Raw genomic sequence first — 15,768 nt, 5'->3', positions numbered from 1 at the left:
CCAGGAATGCACATGTATAAAAATTATTATAAGTATCCCTCTTACACCCAGCAAAAATGTACCTCTCACCTGGGGCGATAGCGTATGTTTCCATTGGCCTCGCCACATCCATCTCTGCACTATCAGCCAGGGGCCGCAGCTTCATCGCTCCCATCGCAGCTGTGGCCGCAGCAGATGCCCTTACTGTCTACTTCACCGGCCTGTACTCGGTGATACCCTCATCCGTGCTGTCACTCCTATCCGCATATTACATCTACACCCCGGGCTTTTACCTACCTTTCTCCGCGCTTTTCGTGCTTTCCATCGCGGCATCTGCACTCAGGATTGACGGTTACTGGCCAGGGGCAGACATAGGGATCTCCGCGGGCACGATAATAGCAATGCTCATGGACGGCCGCATAAGGGGCTACGTCAGGAGGAACGAGAGCATGAAGGGCAGGGACAGAGGGAGGGAGATAAACAGGGACATAATGCAGAGCGTTGTGGGGAGCATAATAATAGGCGCAGTCTTCGCCTTCGGGCTCACCCTGGCAAGGGAACTCGTCTCGGTGGCTGCGCTCATCCTCTACATCGTCGGCTCATACTTCACCACACACACGGAGAGCTGGGCAGCCAGCTTCCTCCTTTCCCTTGAGAGGGGCGGGACGCCCCTGGGAATAGGGGCCATATGGTTCGCCTCAGGGGTGCTGCTTGCCCTGGCCATTGTGCCGCACGTCAGGCTGCTCGCCGTAACTCTCTTTGTGCTTGTCATAGGCGATTCGCTTGCAACCATTGTCGGGACAAGCGTGAAATCTGCGAGGCTCATATTCAACAGGAAGAAGAGCGTCGCCGGCTTCCTCGCAATATTCCTCTCGTCTGCACTCTTCGGCCTCTTCATGGCTGGCTGGCATGGCGTTGTCCTCGCACTGGCCGGCTCGCTGGTGGAGAGTGCCGCAAGGTACCCGTTCGACGACAACTACCTGATACCGCTCACCTGCGCGCTGATCTCAAACGCCCTCTGACCTCACTTCCTGTAGTATATGACCTCCCTGGGGTACCGGCTCTCTGTGAAACCGAGGGAAGAGTAGAGGTCCCTGGCCCTGTTGCCCTCAGTGACCCACAGGTAAGCCTTGAAGAAGCCCATTCCCCTCAGGGACGAGAGTGCCATCTGCATGAGCGCCGTGCCCAGGCCGTTGCCCCTGTACTCAGGCTTCACGAATACGTTCAGGATTGTGGGGAGCATGTCCTTCCTGCCCTGCACACGCCCGTCCGTGCACACCACTGCTCCGATGAGCGATGCCTTGTGGAAGGCCAGGTATGAGGCGTTCTGCAGTACATTTCCGTATGAGCCGCTGAAGATGTTCCTTGTGACCGCGAGCCTGTCCTCCTCCGATGATGCCAGCAGTATCTCGTCCTGGGTGCCCCTGTAGCACTCGTACTCCAGGGAGGAGTATGCCCTTATATCCAGCCCCTCCAGGCCGGTGACGCTGATCTCCCTGGGTAGAGATGGCTCCCCGGGCTTGTTATCCGCCAGGTCGTATTCCATCCTCACCCTGGTTATCTTCCTGAAGCCCATGGATGCGAGCACGGGCCCCGAGATCCCGTTGTCCTGGAAGACCTCGTTCATCATGGTCATGCGGCCTGAGGAGGAGACAGAGCCCACTATCCACTCCACTATGTTCCTGAGCCTCTGCTCGTTTGCAAAGGCAGGATCTGTGAAGCCAACCGTTGCGAAAGAACGGTCACGCATCTCCGAGCTGTCCATGAAAAAGCCATAGGCTGCAACGTTTATTCCGCTGAGTATGACCCTTGACTTTATCCTGTTGGAGTTAAGGAGGTTGATGATGGCCCTGAACTGGTCCCTGATCTGCATGTCAGGGTATATCGATTCGAGATGGGAGATCTGCCTCCCCAGTATGGCATCCCAGTCCAGCTTGATGTTGCTGAGCTCCATCAACCGATCATTGTAGTGTCAGATTTAACCTTATTTGGACAGGGGGAGTGTGCCCGAGGCCTGTATTTGGGTAGCATGCCATGGAGACCACCGGGCCATGCGAGCGCATCCGTGGGCCGCACGGAAATGCACCAGCTCTGCCTGAAATGTGTGCATCAGGCTTATCTATCTGTAAGGTATACCATTGTTTATAAACGCCCGGCACAGTTCTGGACTGGATCGCTGTCAGTTTCTGCGCTGGGCTGGAGGTTGAGGAGCTTGCTTGATGAGGAGGCCAGGACTGAGGGATTCAACGAGATGGCCCTTAAGTTTTCTGAATACTACAAGGGGAAGATACAGATATTCCCGAAGGTCCCGGTGAGATCCCTGGAGGACTTCTCCTTCTGGTACACCCCGGGGGTCGCCGCTGTTTCCAGGAAGATAGCGGAGAACGCGGACAACTCGTTCGAATACACCGGCAGGTGGAACAGCATAGGAATACTCACTGACGGCACGAGGGTGCTCGGCCTTGGCAATGTAGGGCCAGAGGCGGCCATGGCCGTTATGGAGGGGAAGTCGCTAATATTCAACGTGCTCGGTGCAGTCAACGCAGTGCCCATACCCATCAGGGTCAGGACAAGGGATGAGTTTGTCTCGGTGGCGAGGGCGCTTGAGCCAGCCTTTGGGGGCTTCAACCTGGAGGACATAGAGTCGCCGAAGTGCTTCTTCATCCTGGAGGAACTCCAGAAGTCCCTCTCAATACCGGCATGGCATGACGACCAGCTGGGCACGGCATCTATCACGCTTGCCGGACTCATAAACTCGCTCAGGATAGTTGGTAAGAAACACGAGGACACGACTGTTGTGCTCTTCGGCTCCGGTGCCGCAAACATAGCCACGGCCCACCTCCTGATGGCGGCAGGCTTCAGGGGGGAGAACATAATAATATGCGATTCAAAGGGGATACTGCACCCTGAGAGGGAGGACATGGACCAGCTCATGCTCAACAACCCGTGGAAGTACAGGCTGGCCATGATCACCAACGGCGAGAGGAGGAAGGGCGGGCCCGAGGAAGCCTTCAGGGGGGCAGATGTCGTTGTGTCAGCTGCGAAGCAGGGGCCAGGGACGATCAAGAAGGAGTGGATAAGGTCAATGGACAGGGACCCTATAATATTCGCCCTGGCCAACCCGATACCTGAGATATGGCCGTCCGAGGCCAGGGAGGCGGGTGCGAGGATAGTTGCTACCGGAAGGGGCGATTTCCCCAACCAGATAAACAACAGCCTGATATTCCCCGGTGTGTTCAGGGGCGTGCTGGACGCCAGGGCAAAGGGGGTGAACTTCAAGGTGATGGTTGCCGCTTCGTACGAGCTGGCGGACTATGTGAAGGAGCCCACTGAGGAGAAGATCGTGCCAACAATGGAGGAGTGGGAGATCTATCCGAGGGTTGCAAGTGCGGTGGCCTACGAGACCGCATCACAGGGCCTGGCCAGGAGGAGCGGCAGCAAGGAGCACTTCCTGAAGGTGGCCACAGAGATGATAGAGAACAACAGGAGGGTGTACGAGAGGATGCTGAGTGAGGGCCTCATAAAGCCCCTGCCCGGGACGGTGAGGAAATGAAGGCACAGATCGAGATAAGGAGGATGGAGGAGAGGGACCTGGGGACAGCGGCAGACCTGGTACTGAGGCTCAAGAGGCTGAACGAGGAGTTCGATTCGGTGTTCGAGGTTGCGGAGGACGCCAGGGAGAAGATCGAGGAGATGCTGGCCAGGTTCGCCAGCGACAGGGAAAACCACCTTGTCATGGTGGCTGAGAGCGGTGGCAAGGTGGTGGGCATTGTCTTCGTGACAGTTGTCGACCGCAGCTTCTACTCACCGAAGGAGGAGGCCAGGATAGTGGACTTCTACATCATGCCGGAGTTCAGGAGGAAGGGCATAGGGAAAATGCTAATAGAGAGGGTGACCAGGGAACTGAACGAGAAGGGCGTCAGGTTCGTCACTGCGGAGTTCCCGTCGCACAACCTGATAGCCCTGAACTTCTACAGGGGCATAGGGTTCCGGGAGATACTCTCCGTTTACGGAAAGCCGATAGAAGAAGACTAGAAGAGGCGCTCGAACCTCAGCGCCATCGATACTTTTTCAGGTATCTCGATCTCCCTCTTTGTCACAGGTACGGTGATGACCCCCTTCCTTTTCACGCCTATTATTGAGCCGGGGTACATGTTGTTCTCTGTGAGGAAAGAGAGGATCTCCGAAGTCTCGTATATGACCCTGGTTAGCCTGAGCACCGAGCCTGAGGGGACAGAGGAGAGCTTTATGTCTGCAGGTTCCTGGCACCTGCCTTCCCTGTCAGGTATGGGATTGCCATGGGGGCACCTGTCGCAGCCGTACGTGCTGCATATCCTCTCTGCCATCTCCTCCGTTATGCCGTGCTCTATGCCCATGGCCTGGTCATCCAGCACCTCCCAGGGCATGCCTAGGCCCTTCCAGAGGAGCACCTCCGCAAGCCTGTGCTTTCTCAGGAACAGGTTCGCCTCCACCTGGCCCATCTCAGACAGCACGTACCTCCCCCGGCTCTGCCTGATTACGAGCCCCCTCCCTTCGAGTATCTTTATCTCGTCGTAGGCGCTCTGCCTCTTCGTCCTCAGCCTGTTGGCTATTTCCGTTAGAGTGGCGCACCCCTTGTATTTGGTGAGTTCGTCGATTATCTTGAGGTAGTCCTCGGTAGTGATGGACTTCTCCATTCCTGGCAAATATTCCTCCGTACCTTAAATATATATCAGGCGTCGAGCCGGCTCCCCGATGCCTCCAGGGAGAGCGAGGTGAGGAGGGACTTCATCCTTGAGAGTGCCTCAACGTTTGACAGGTCCTGGGATAACCACTCCGGGTTCCTGAAACCAACTGCGGTCTTCCCCTCCTTCTCGTAGACAAGGATTTTCAGGGGGAGTTCCAGGGCCACCCTGGGGTTCTCCACCATAAGGGGCGTGCCTGCCCTCGGGTCACCGAAGGATACCACAGTGGCATTCCCCATACTCAGCCCGACGGACTCCGCGTTCTTCCTGTGGTCTACCTCACAGAAGATGGTGAGGCTGCGCTTCCTCACTGCCCCTCTGAGCCTCTCCAGTGTCTCCTGGAAGCCGTAAGTGCTCACGAACTCTATATAATGCTGCATACACCTACATTATCTGGATGTGTATTTCAACCTATTCCCCACTGGTTATCCTGACATACTGGCCTTCCAGGTCGTCGTAGACCTCAGCGGACACAAGGTCTGGTAGGGTCGATGAGTACTGGGACAGGAAGCCATTCAGTGTCATTCCTGGAGGGAGCCTTATGACAGCGCTTCTCCCCTCCACCTCCACGGTTTCGAACGGCAGTGCTAGAACGCCGTCCCCCTGGCTGGAAAAGGTGAGCCTGACCAGGCTTGTGTCAGACCGGATGGGTGCGTCCAGCATCTTCCTCCCGTGGTCTATTATAAGTACCCTGTCACAGACTTCCCTGGCCTCGTATATGAGGTGGGTGCTCAGGATCACCATGGCCTCCTTGTCCCTACCCATCTTCCTTATTATCTCCCTGAACTCCCTCATGCCAGCTGGGTCCAGGCCGAATGAGGGTTCGTCCAGTATTATGATCTCCGGCCTCCCTATCATGGCGGAGGCCAGGCCCAGCCTCTGCTTCATCCCCCTTGAGTAGCCGCCGGTCTTCCTGTCGAGGTAAGGGGTGATGCCCGTGAGCTCAGCGACCCTCATGATCTCCTCCCTCGAATCGGAGCGGCCCGTGCGTATCTTGTAGTCGAAGTCCAGGATCTCCCTTGCGGTCAGGTAAGTGTAGAACTCCGGCTGCTCCACCAGCGCACCCACGGTACGGAGCGCCTTCCTCCTGTCCTGCCCCACGGAGAAGCCATTTATGGACACTTCTCCACTGTCGGGGTGTATCATGCCCGTTATGACCTTCATGAGCGTCGTCTTCCCCGCACCGTTGGGGCCAAGGAGCGCAACGGTTGTGTAGCCCTCAACGCTGAAGGAGAAGTCATCGAGGGCCACGATCTTACCGAATTTCTTCGTGACCTTTCTTACCTCTAGGGATGGGCTCATTTCACTTCCCTTCTTTCAAATATAAGGGCACCTATCACGAAGGCAACCACCAGGTAGAGGACCATGATGTAGGCGTTCCGGGCCACCGTGGCATAGGGCATCGGTGACAGTGAGCCCGGAGCCCCGAATCCAGTTATGTTCACGTCCAGGTAGGCCTCCTCCACTGATGCTGCCACGTTGTTCAGAAGGTAGTAAGGGTCTATGTTGTAAAGGAGCTGCAGTATTATGTTTAGTGCGTCCAGGACTATGTAGTATGCAATCAGCACCGTTATGTAAGCGTACATGTTCCTGCTGAAGAAGGTGCTGACCATGAAGGTTATGGACATTATGGTGGATATGAAGAGCAGGAGCATGCCCAGCGATATGTAGAACTGCGGAACTGGCCCCATGCCCAGCAGGACCCGCAGCACAGCGACCTGGAACGCAATGTATATAAGGGCTATTATGACCGAGACTGTGAGCGCCGCCAGGTACTTGCCGGAGTAGAGGGTGAACCTCCCGACCGGCAGCTGGAATATGTGGTATGCAGTCCTGTTCTCCATCTCCCCGGAGATGGCAGGGGAGCCGAAGAAGACCGAGGCGAAGACGGGCACGGTTGTGAGGACAAATGCCCAGAAGTAGGCGAAGACCCTGTACCTCAGCACGGGCGGGAGCGATGTCACGTGGAAACTGGCCAGGAACTCCGGCACCTTGCTGTAGTACCTGAAGGAGAAGTACGTCATGAGGGACGATATCATGAGTATGAGGATGAGCATTAGGTAGAAGCTCCTTGACCGATAGTAGTTGCGCAGGTAGTGCACGTAAACTGTGGACAGGCTCGACATTCTTAACGCTCACGCCCCCTGAATGTATTTCAGAAGCACGGGCAGGGATGAGAGGCCCTCAGGGAAGTACACCTGCATTGTGCTTGATGTTAGGTCATAGGCCCTGCCCCCCGCCGGGTGGATCAGGTTAAGGGAGGCGAAGAACAGGGAAAGCTGGGTCTGGTTCGTGTCCTGCACGAAGACCAGGGTAGAGTTGGATGTCACGTTGACCGAGATGTGTCCGTAACTGCCCAGGGACACTGCGAGGCTGAGGTTCACGGACGAGTTCAGGTACCGGGTGAGCTGCGAGCGGTATGAGGCGTTGCCAGAGGCCCGTAGCGATGAGACAACGCCCTGCAGGGAGCCTGCCACAGCATCCTGCGTCTGGGGGAGTGAGAAGTAGAGGGTGCTGCCGGTTGAGAAATTGATCCCGGGCAGTTCCACCTCAATACCCCTGACCTCGCTTATGTTCGAGACCCTGAAAACAGGGATCCCACTATAGTATTCGTATACGCTCACGTTCAGTCCATTAGTTCCAGCCTTGCCCAATGCGTTCGACAGGTTCGCAGATGCGTTCACGGCACCGAGGTCATTGAGGGGCAGTATTAACCCGAAGGAGGTGTTGTTCTGCATGAAAAAGTATATGCTTGTCCCGTTGTGGCGGAACTGGCCAACGACCATCGAGGATGCAGGGATATCGTCCTCAGGCCCGGTCTGAGCGTGAGAGTGCGCCGTCGAGGCGTGGTAAGCGAAGTAGGCGCCAGAGCCCCCGGCCACAGCCAGCACGGCAACCAGGACGACCTTGAGAACCAGCGCCTTCATATGTAGTGTATACATCCTTGCCCTATTAACCTTCATAACACCCGGTTTGATGAAAAGTTAGATATACATGATAGACTTTATCACGCATATGGCTCCAAACGGAAGTGGTTCACTTTATAGCCAGAGAGAGTGATCCGGGTAAGTGCATAGAGGACCTTAGGAAGGAGATGCTTTCTAACACACTCTCCATCCTGAGGCTGCTGAATGAGAGGCGCCGGATCGCTGTGGAGATAGGGAGGGCCAAGGCGACCTCGGGCCTTCCAGCACGTGTGCCCGAACAGGAGGAGAGGGTCATCCGCCAGATAGGGTCCGATGACCCGGTGGTGGCGAGGGACATCAACCTGCTATTCGAGCTGAGCACACAGTGGCAGAAGAGGAGCGACATCAGCGCCCCCAGGGAGGTCAGCATTTCCGGCGACCCGGCCGGGCTGGAGTTCATCCTGGGTTCCCTGTGCGGATCGCCGGGCAGGATCGCGGAGGATACAGAGGGCACGGCCTTCGCATCCGCTTTCCTCATGAAGGGGGGCCACATCTCCAGGGCCAGGGGCAACCCTGTCTTGGTGTGCATAGGCTCCGGGAGGCAGGGGTGCGCTGCGGAAATCCGGGATGGCGTCCTCCACGCGGAGGACCTGGAAGGGCTCACCTCTCCCACCAGGCCGGTAAGGGTGGTGAGGGAATGAGGATAGCAGTGCTTGGCTCCGGGGGCCGCATGGGCAGCACCCTCATGGAGGTCCTGCTGGAGGCGGGCCACGATGTGGTCGGGTTCCACAGGCATGAGACGGAGGACATGCTCTACTCACTGGAAGAGTATGACCTTGCTGTTCTGTCCATTCCGCCCCGGGTTGCGGATGAGATACTCAGCAGGGAGAGGAAATACCTGGGCTTTGTGGAGGTGTGCGCGTCCAAGTCGCTCATGAGGAAGCACAGCGGCAGGATCATATCGATACACCCTCTCTATGGCCCCATGAGTTACAAGGAGCCGTCCAGGAGGAACACTGTCCTCGTGAAGGACATCTCTGTGGAGGGCTCGCTTGGAGTGGTGAAGAGGATGCTCCCCAGGGACAGGATAATCGAGATGGGTTTCAGGGAGCACGACGAGTTCGTGCTGCACAACCTGGCGGTACCGTATGCGGTCTCCCTGCTGGCCTCGAGGCTGCTCGGCCCCGGCCCTCACCTACCGGTCTCGGCCCGCATGGCGCTCGAGTCCATGGCCTCCCTTGTGCATGGGGAGAGTATGGATGTTGTCACCGACATGCTGCAGGCTTACGGCGTGTGGCCCATCATCGAGGCTGCGGTGCGCTCCCTTGAGGAAGGTTACAGGGAGGTGGTCAGGTGATACTCATACCCAGGGGCAAGAACTGTGAGGAGAAACTCATTGAGATCTCGGAAAGTAGTGGCTGGGATGGCAGGATCATAGACGTATTCGGTACCAGGGTCATGGCGTTACCGGACAGCACACTTGTACCGGATGCCCTCAGGGACATATGCGTGGTATCCAGGAGCCCCCTCTACTCCAGGGACTTCAGGCATGAGGACAGCACAGTGGATGTCTCAGGTCTCACCATCGGGGGAGGGGGGCTTGTGATCGCGGCAGGCCCCTGTGCCGTTGAGAGCGAGGAGCAGATAATGGCCGTGGCAGAGGGTGTGAAGAAGGCCGGGTGTGAAATGCTTAGGGGAGGCGCATTCAAGCCAAGGACGAGCCCGTACTCCTTCCAGGGCCTCATGGAGAGGGGCCTTGACCTGCTTGCTAGGGCCGGGCAGGAATACGGACTGCTCACCGTCTCGGAGATAATGGATCTCTCTGACTACAGAGAGTTCCAGAAGATCGACATGCTGCAGGTGGGTGCCAGGAACGCTCAGAACTTCTCCCTCCTGAAGTTCCTGGGCCGCGTGAAAAAACCTGTGCTCCTGAAGAACGGAATAGGGACCACCATGGAAGAGTGGCTCGCATCCTCAGAGTACATACTATCTGGTGGCAACGACCGTGTTATCCTGTGTTACCGCGGTACAAGGAGCCTGGAGAGGTCGACGAGGTTCACCATGGACCTGGGCACCATGGCTTCAGTGAAGAGGAGGACACACCTCCCCGTCTGCGCGGACCCGAGCCACCCCGCTGGAAACAGGGAGATAGTGAAGGCCATGGCCCTGGGCGCTGTGGCCGCAGGTGTCGACATGCTGGAGATAGAGGCGCACATAGAACCGGAGAGGGCCCTCTCAGATGCTGACCAGCAGGTCACCATAGAGATGCTCAGGGACATAGTCAGGAGCGCCAGGAGGATGCACCAGCTGCTGAGGACAGATTCCATTGCCCAGCTGGTGCATTCCTGACCGTTACTGAGGACAGCAATGGTTTAATTGTGAGCCTGCATGTCTATGCTGTGAAGGATGCCCTCGAGGCCCTGCTGGGCACAGGCAACTACCTGGACAGCATAATACCTGCAGACATAACGATCTCCTTCATCTGTTACCTTGAGGACATGAGCAGGGAGGCCATCAGGTCCGTGAAGAGCATCCAGGAGATCGGCGAGGAGCTCGGCCTCAGGTATGAGATAATCATCGCAACACCAGAGGCCTCAGCTGCCAGGATCAGGCCCCTCAACAAGATCGAGTGCGTCACCATAGTGCCGATAGAAGGCCGGGCAAGCGGGAAGGGCAAGAGGGTAGGCACGCAGAAGAGCAGGAGCAAGTACCTGGTCTTCTTCGACCCTGCCACGGCATACCCGGTGTCCGTAGCCGACATAATCCACTCTTACATTATAATGGACACAAAGAAGATGCTCCTCTCCTCCTTCGCGATGATGCCCTCTGAGGCGCTGAGGGAGGTCGGGGGGTGGAGGGACCTCGTTTCAGGAGAGGACAGTGACCTCTTCTCCAGGTTCGCGGTGGCCTACGGCATAATAGCGTACCCGCTGGTCGGCATGAGGCCGTACGGCCTGAGCCTGGTGCCGAGGGACAGGAGGATAGCGGCCCTCAGGGACTTCATAACAGGCCTTAACCTCTCTGCATCGGATGTGAGGACCCTTTCGAGGATGAGGCACAACCCTGGCAGGTTCCGCCTCGGTGTGGCGTACTTGCTCAGCAGGATGAGGTTGGTGAAGCCATACAGGTTCGACAGGAACAACTACATAGTGGTCATGGAGAGTGTGTTCGAATCCCTTGTGCTGAGGGACTACGAGAAGCTTCGCGGTGCCGTGCTCCCCCCAAGGCTGGTGCTGAGGAACGAAGAGGTCTCGTACCTGAAGAAAAAGAGCAAGGTCTTCAACGATGTGCATGAAACCCTGGAGAAGATCATAGAGGTGGAGTGAAGTCGCGCACTGCGACTGGAAAGTAACTTATACAAGTTATCAAATGGAATTCTATTGACTCGTGAACAAGTTGGAAATGTTAGACCCTTTATAACTTCTCTAGGAACAATTAACATGTCCATAGTAGCAGGGATGACCATTTTCAGCTTTTCACTCTACCCGCTCCTCTCTTACTTCGGAATACCCATAGAGTATGCTGCCCTGGGCCTATCCATAGGCCAGTTTGCTGTCATATTCACAGCAATGCTCACCGGAAGGCTCATAGACGCCGGCCATTCCTACCGGCTCCTAACCATAGGCTCCTTCTTCTATCCGGCTGTGTTCTTTGCCATAACGCTCTCAGCCTGGAGGGGCCTGATCCCGCTGGTGGTCGTGCCCGTGGGGTGCTTCCTCATAGTGATCGCGCAGAATGTCTTCCGGGCTTCACTGAACTCGTTCATCGCCAAGGTCGCCAGGAACAGCAACGTCGGTGCCAACTATTCCCGCGTCTATACGCTGGAGGTCGTCGGGGGCATTGTTGCGTTCGCCCTCATAATCTTCCTGAGCTCTGGCAGGGACCTCGTTCTCTCCTTCATGGCAACGTCTGCGGTCATGTTCGCATCCCCGCTGATCGCCTTCACAGCCTTCAGGTCTGGACACAGGGCCTTCGTGGAGGAATCGAAGGGATTCACAAGGACAAGGTTTTCAGAAAATCTGAGAAACCTCAGGAGGAGGTCAGGCTTCGTCGCCCCCAGCCTGACAGCCAAGGCCATAATGTCCGTGACCCTCTACGGCTTCTCGTACTTCTACGTCCTGCAGGCGGAGAGGATGGACATACCCCTGAGGCTCTCGGTACTGTTCCTGCTCCTCTCATATGTTCTCGGCATACCCTGGGCCAGGCTGGGGGAACGCTTCATTGACAGCCACCCCGGGTTCGGAAAGATGTACGTTGTCCTCATGGCACTTTCCGATGTGTTCAGCTACTCCCTCATCTACCTGGCTGTGGAACACGGCATGGTGTGGCTCTACCTCTCATCAGTGCTGATCGGTAGCGTGGGGCCATTCGTGGTATCTGGCGCCCTGGCCTACGAGGCAAAGGCCATAGGGAAGGAGAACAGGGGGACATATGCCTCCATACAGAAGCTCGTCGTTGGGACCACCGGCCTGGTCACCACCCTTCCCCTGGCGCTCGTCTTCCAACGGTCTCCACAGGAGCTGTGGCTCATAGTGGCTGTCCTCTCAGTGGTCGCCTTCCTGGTCACACTTGCGGTGCCTGGGCCAAGGGCCCTGAAGGAGAGGATGGGCGTCAGCATAGATTAATAATCGGAGACCGATATCGGGTCAGGCATGATAAAGATAGAGGGCGTGACCAAGGTCTACAGGAAGGGGTCTCCCCCTGCGGTGGACGGGCTCACGCTTGACATGAACGACGGAGAGGTGCTGGGCCTGGTGGGCCTGAACGGCGCGGGCAAGACCACCACCATAAGGATGTCGTCTGGCATCACGCTCCCCACCTCCGGAAAGATACTCGTGGACGGCTTCGATATTGTGAGGGAAAAGGTCAGGGCATCCAGGAACGTGGGCTGGATACCCGAGTTCCCGAACTTCGAGCCAAACGCGAAGCCGCTCACCCTCCTCAAGTACTTCGCGGGGTTCTACGGCCTTGGTGGGAGGGAAGCAGAGGATAAGGCCCTGGAGCTCCTCCGGATGGTTGGCCTGGAGAAGGCCATGGACAAAAAGCTCCGGAGCTACTCCCAGGGAATGAAGAAGAGGTTCTCCATAGCGGAGACGCTCATCGGAGACCCGAAGAATGTGCTTTTCGATGAGACGCTAAACGGCCTGGATCCTCAGGGCGTCATATTCGTCAGGAAGATGATAGGCAGGCTCCGTTCCGAGGGCAAGGCCATCCTCCTGTCATCCCACATCCTAACGGAGATCGAAGACTCTGCTGACAGGGTCGCCATAATAAACAGGGGAAAGCTGGTGAAGCTTTTGGACAGGTCGGAACTAAAATACCTGGGTAAGACGCAGGTGAAGATCACCGTGGACAATCCTGACGGCCCCATAGAGGGCGTCCTGTCACAGTTCGGCGAGACCGAGAGGAGGGGAAATGAGTTCCTGGTCAGGGACCTGAAGGTCAACAGCGACAGGATACCCGATATCCTGGAGGCTCTCGTGGGAAAGGGCTACAGGGTGAGGGAGTTCACCTCCTTCGGGGAGAGCCTTGAGCAGTACTTCTTCGATCTGATAGGTGGTTCCAAATGAAGCCGGCTCTTTACGAGATAAGGCGAGTGCTAACGAGCAAGTTCGTCATAATACTCATTGTTGCAATAGTGGGCTTATCAGGGGCCCTGGCATATGAATCAGGAGTGAGCTACAGCGCCAGGCCCACGGAGCTCCAGGTGCCACAGGTCGTTTCTGGATACTACATAAATGGGAGCAGCATAACGCTTGAGGCCTATGTCTTCAACGGCTACGGTCAACAGTACGGAGGTGCGACGCTCAACTTCACCTACAACGGCATCACAGAGAGGGCACAAGAATCTAGTGACGGTTTCCTCACGGCAACTTTCCCGTTCAGCCCGCAGGTGGGCAGCTACTCCTACAACCTGACATACAGGATCTTCGCCCCTGTCACGGAGAGGATCGAGATGCCCATTAACCCGGCTGTGCCGTACACAGGCTTCGCCCTGGCCCCGGTGGCGGAGTATTCGAACTATAGCAACCTGGCTATCCTGGTCCTCTACTTCGGCCCTGGCGGAAAGGCGTCACCCAGCGCGGACCTCATTATTTCGAACCAGTCCGCGCCCTCACAGCTCAGCGCCGTGGAGAGCTCAGAACTCTTTAACGCCAGCATTTCAGGTGTCACCCACGAGATAGTGGACCCGGTGATGCCACTGAAAGAGAAGAAGGAGAACCTGACGGCCTTCGTCGTGAGCAACTCCACAGTCGTATACGACATATACATAGGCCACCTCTCTACCTACGTGCCCATGACACAGTCTAAGCTGCAGGGCCTCGTCACTGACGACACATCGTTCCTTATAGGCTTCCTCATGCCAATACTCGCAGTCTTCTCGGCATACCTCACCTACGGGAAGGACAGGACAACCGGTGTCATAGAATCCGTACTGAAGAGGCCCATAAGCAGGTCGGGCCTCATAGGCTCAAGGTTCCTGTCCAACCTCACGGCGATAATCGTCGCCGTTGCCCTGGCAATGCTCGTAGCACAGATGATAATAAGGCACTACTTTGGCCTTTACCTATCCGGATCGTACACTGCCCTCTTCATATTTGAGTACGTGGTTGAGGGTGCAGCCTTCCTGTCACTCGTGTACCTGATCTCGCACCTTGTGAAGTCACAGGGTGCTCTCCTGGGTGCTGCCATAGGCGTTTATGTTGTGCTAGGGCTCTTCTGGAGCATCATAGTGGACATAGTGATGTTCGAATCGCACATCCCCTCTGACACTCTCGCTTACGTGAAGGCTTACCTGGCAATGGAGGCCATAAGCCCATCCGGCTTCCCGACCATAGCGCAGTTCTACCACAGCCACACACTCAGCATCCTGATCTCATCAGCCACAATACAGCCTAGCTCAGTGGGTATAACGCTGGCGTCAACCCTTGCCATAGGCATAGCCTGGGCCATCGTGCCGTTCCTGGCCGCACTCTACCTGGCGGTGAAGAGGGACTAGAGCCTCTTCCCCCTCCCCGCCACAGGCACCTGCCTTGGGGCTGATGACCTGGAGTAGAGGAGAGCAGTGTCCCACAGGTCTGTGGTTGTGCAGGAGTGATAGGGGAACAACAGGACAGCGTCGTCCAGGTCAAGGGCATGCGATGCGTTGTCTATGACGCAGTGCTCCTCCGACATTGAGAGGATGCGCAACTCCTGCCCAGACGCGTCGACTGCAGTGGGGTATACGCCTTGGTCAAGGGACACAGACTTGTAGCCGGCGTCAAGCACTGCCCTCGGTGGGGATTCAGACCTGGATATGACTCTTGAAACGACGCCCATGGCGATCTGTTCCCTGGAGCAGAGGCCCATGGCCTGACAGTGCACGTCATAGTAGACGTAGGTGCCGGGCTGCAGCTCATTGCACACAGGCTGTCCGGCCCACAGCTCGTAGGTTGGTGTGCCACCCACGGATACAGTATCTGGTTCGATGTCCAGTGACGCGATGACCTTCTGGAGCACTGAGGCCTCTGCCTCCACCATCTGCTTCCTCTTCTCCCTGTCCGGGTCGTTAACATGGCCGTCATAGGCCATCACGCCGGCAAGGTAGACGTTCTGGCCCCGTGATGCCATCATGGCGAGCCCTACGGCCTTTTCAGGCTCCACACCGCACCTGTGCATCCCCACATCCAGATCAACGAATACCCCTATCTCTGCACCGTGGTACCTGGCGCTCTCAGAGAGCCTCTGGAGGCCCACGGTGCTGTCCACAGCCACATAGATCCTGAAGCCCTGGGAGGAGAGCATGGAGAGCCTGTCAAGCTTCCTCCTGTCAACCACCTCGTTGCTCACAAGTATGTCCCTTACGCCGCCGGCAGCCATGACCTCCGCCTCAGCGACCTTCTGGACGCATATGCCAGATGCTCCCTGGCCGACCTGCATCCTCGAGAGCTCAGGTATCTTGTGCGTCTTCGAGTGTGGCCTCAGCCTCTTCCCGTACCTGTTAGCCACAGCCTGAACGCTCCGGATGTTCCTCTCCACCTGGTCAATATCCACGACCATGTAAGGGGTCTCGAATGGCAGACCCAGTATACCCTGCAGATCCATGCGTGGCGATTGTTACCCTGGATAAAACTTGTCTACAGTCCAGTTGCTGGGAAATATAATGCCCACAGATGCCA

The 15,768-nt window shown here is 56.8% G+C and carries 17 protein-coding genes; 10 read left to right on the top strand and 7 right to left on the bottom strand.

The genetic code is table 11. The features are described 5' to 3' along the window. The first annotated feature begins 56 nt into the window (after positions 1-56). Positions 57-1,001 (top strand): diacylglycerol/polyprenol kinase family protein, encoded by a 945-nt coding sequence (locus tag IEW66_RS08080; protein ID WP_188681726.1) that lies wholly within the window; start codon positions 57-59, stop codon positions 999-1,001. Positions 1,002-1,003: 2 nt separating this feature from the next. On the opposite strand, the gene IEW66_RS08075 is transcribed toward IEW66_RS08080, so the two are convergent. Beyond that, a complete protein-coding gene (locus IEW66_RS08075; RefSeq protein WP_188681725.1) occupies positions 1,004-1,933 on the bottom strand; it encodes a GNAT family N-acetyltransferase in 930 nt (309 codons plus the stop codon). A gap of 258 nt (positions 1,934-2,191) precedes the next feature. Here IEW66_RS08075 and IEW66_RS08070 point away from each other — a divergent pair, with 258 nt between their 5' ends. Beyond that, positions 2,192-3,532: an NAD(P)-dependent malic enzyme gene (locus IEW66_RS08070; RefSeq protein ID WP_229657577.1), complete on the top strand. Its 1,341-nt coding sequence runs from the start codon at positions 2,192-2,194 to the stop codon at positions 3,530-3,532. Beyond that, positions 3,529-4,014 (top strand): GNAT family N-acetyltransferase, encoded by a 486-nt coding sequence (locus IEW66_RS08065; RefSeq protein ID WP_188681724.1) that lies wholly within the window; start codon positions 3,529-3,531, stop codon positions 4,012-4,014. The genes IEW66_RS08070 and IEW66_RS08065 overlap by 4 nt, the downstream gene beginning before the upstream one ends. Here IEW66_RS08065 and IEW66_RS08060 read toward each other — a convergent pair. From IEW66_RS08060 to IEW66_RS08040, 5 genes are read right to left on the bottom strand one after another with little or no spacing between them, the layout of a single operon-like run. Continuing rightward, positions 4,011-4,655 carry a metal-dependent transcriptional regulator gene (locus IEW66_RS08060; protein WP_188681723.1) on the bottom strand — a complete coding sequence of 215 codons (645 nt, stop codon included), beginning with the start codon at positions 4,653-4,655 and terminating at the stop codon, positions 4,011-4,013. The two genes, IEW66_RS08065 and IEW66_RS08060, sit on opposite strands and share 4 nt — an antisense overlap. Positions 4,656-4,690: 35 nt before the next feature. Further along, positions 4,691-5,083 (bottom strand): DUF302 domain-containing protein, encoded by a 393-nt coding sequence (locus IEW66_RS08055; RefSeq protein WP_188681722.1) that lies wholly within the window; start codon positions 5,081-5,083, stop codon positions 4,691-4,693. A gap of 31 nt (positions 5,084-5,114) precedes the next feature. Next, complete coding sequence (locus IEW66_RS08050) at positions 5,115-6,005, bottom strand: ABC transporter ATP-binding protein (RefSeq protein WP_188681721.1); 891 nt, start codon at positions 6,003-6,005, stop codon at positions 5,115-5,117. After that, positions 6,002-6,829, bottom strand: coding sequence for an ABC transporter permease (locus IEW66_RS08045; RefSeq protein WP_188681720.1), 828 nt, complete (start codon positions 6,827-6,829; stop codon positions 6,002-6,004). The genes IEW66_RS08050 and IEW66_RS08045 overlap by 4 nt, the downstream gene beginning before the upstream one ends. 9 nt (positions 6,830-6,838) lie before the next feature. Next, entirely contained in the window at positions 6,839-7,630 is a 792-nt protein-coding gene (locus IEW66_RS08040) for a hypothetical protein (protein WP_188681719.1), read from the bottom strand. A gap of 104 nt (positions 7,631-7,734) precedes the next feature. Here IEW66_RS08040 and IEW66_RS08035 point away from each other — a divergent pair, with 104 nt between their 5' ends. The 7 genes from IEW66_RS08035 (at position 7,735) to IEW66_RS08005 (ending at position 14,609) form a co-directional block, all read left to right on the top strand. Continuing rightward, complete coding sequence (locus IEW66_RS08035; RefSeq protein ID WP_188681718.1) at positions 7,735-8,310, top strand: chorismate mutase; 576 nt, start codon at positions 7,735-7,737, stop codon at positions 8,308-8,310. Further along, positions 8,307-8,966, top strand: coding sequence for a Rossmann-fold NAD(P)-binding domain-containing protein (locus tag IEW66_RS08030; RefSeq protein WP_188681717.1), 660 nt, complete (start codon positions 8,307-8,309; stop codon positions 8,964-8,966). The genes IEW66_RS08035 and IEW66_RS08030 overlap by 4 nt, the downstream gene beginning before the upstream one ends. After that, entirely contained in the window at positions 8,963-9,958 is a 996-nt protein-coding gene (gene aroF / locus IEW66_RS08025; protein ID WP_188681716.1) for a 3-deoxy-7-phosphoheptulonate synthase, read from the top strand. The genes IEW66_RS08030 and aroF overlap by 4 nt, the downstream gene beginning before the upstream one ends. 50 nt (positions 9,959-10,008) lie before the next feature. Beyond that, positions 10,009-10,935: a hypothetical protein gene (locus IEW66_RS08020; RefSeq protein ID WP_188681715.1), complete on the top strand. Its 927-nt coding sequence runs from the start codon at positions 10,009-10,011 to the stop codon at positions 10,933-10,935. Between the two features lie 114 nt (positions 10,936-11,049). Further along, positions 11,050-12,234: an MFS transporter gene (locus tag IEW66_RS08015; RefSeq protein WP_188681714.1), complete on the top strand. Its 1,185-nt coding sequence runs from the start codon at positions 11,050-11,052 to the stop codon at positions 12,232-12,234. Between the two features lie 27 nt (positions 12,235-12,261). Continuing rightward, a complete protein-coding gene (locus tag IEW66_RS08010) occupies positions 12,262-13,179 on the top strand; it encodes an ABC transporter ATP-binding protein (RefSeq protein WP_188681713.1) in 918 nt (305 codons plus the stop codon). Further along, entirely contained in the window at positions 13,176-14,609 is a 1,434-nt protein-coding gene (locus IEW66_RS08005) for an ABC transporter permease subunit (protein WP_188681712.1), read from the top strand. Before IEW66_RS08010 ends, IEW66_RS08005 begins: the two co-directional genes overlap by 4 nt. Here IEW66_RS08005 and IEW66_RS08000 read toward each other — a convergent pair. Then, positions 14,606-15,694, bottom strand: coding sequence for an alanine racemase (locus tag IEW66_RS08000; RefSeq protein WP_188681711.1), 1,089 nt, complete (start codon positions 15,692-15,694; stop codon positions 14,606-14,608). The genes IEW66_RS08005 and IEW66_RS08000 overlap by 4 nt on opposite strands. Positions 15,695-15,768: the final 74 nt, after the last annotated feature.

It is taken from the genome of Thermogymnomonas acidicola (genome assembly GCF_014646795.1).
Lineage (GTDB): Archaea > Thermoplasmatota > Thermoplasmata > Thermoplasmatales > Thermoplasmataceae > Thermogymnomonas > Thermogymnomonas acidicola.
This window is presented reverse-complemented; position numbering and strand designations above follow the sequence as displayed.

Coding starts and splice junctions, on each gene's coding strand:
- IEW66_RS08080 (WP_188681726.1), top strand. CDS start 57: ATGTACCTCTCACCTGGGGCGATAGCGTATGTTTCCATTGGCCTCGCC.
- IEW66_RS08075 (WP_188681725.1), bottom strand. CDS start 1,933: ATGGAGCTCAGCAACATCAAGCTGGACTGGGATGCCATACTGGGGAGG.
- IEW66_RS08065 (WP_188681724.1), top strand. CDS start 3,529: ATGAAGGCACAGATCGAGATAAGGAGGATGGAGGAGAGGGACCTGGGG.
- IEW66_RS08060 (WP_188681723.1), bottom strand. CDS start 4,655: ATGGAGAAGTCCATCACTACCGAGGACTACCTCAAGATAATCGACGAA.
- IEW66_RS08055 (WP_188681722.1), bottom strand. CDS start 5,083: ATGCAGCATTATATAGAGTTCGTGAGCACTTACGGCTTCCAGGAGACA.
- IEW66_RS08050 (WP_188681721.1), bottom strand. CDS start 6,005: ATGAGCCCATCCCTAGAGGTAAGAAAGGTCACGAAGAAATTCGGTAAG.
- IEW66_RS08045 (WP_188681720.1), bottom strand. CDS start 6,829: ATGTCGAGCCTGTCCACAGTTTACGTGCACTACCTGCGCAACTACTAT.
- IEW66_RS08040 (WP_188681719.1), bottom strand. CDS start 7,630: ATGAAGGCGCTGGTTCTCAAGGTCGTCCTGGTTGCCGTGCTGGCTGTG.
- IEW66_RS08030 (WP_188681717.1), top strand. CDS start 8,307: ATGAGGATAGCAGTGCTTGGCTCCGGGGGCCGCATGGGCAGCACCCTC.
- IEW66_RS08015 (WP_188681714.1), top strand. CDS start 11,050: ATGTCCATAGTAGCAGGGATGACCATTTTCAGCTTTTCACTCTACCCG.
- IEW66_RS08010 (WP_188681713.1), top strand. CDS start 12,262: ATGATAAAGATAGAGGGCGTGACCAAGGTCTACAGGAAGGGGTCTCCC.
- IEW66_RS08005 (WP_188681712.1), top strand. CDS start 13,176: ATGAAGCCGGCTCTTTACGAGATAAGGCGAGTGCTAACGAGCAAGTTC.
- IEW66_RS08000 (WP_188681711.1), bottom strand. CDS start 15,694: ATGGATCTGCAGGGTATACTGGGTCTGCCATTCGAGACCCCTTACATG.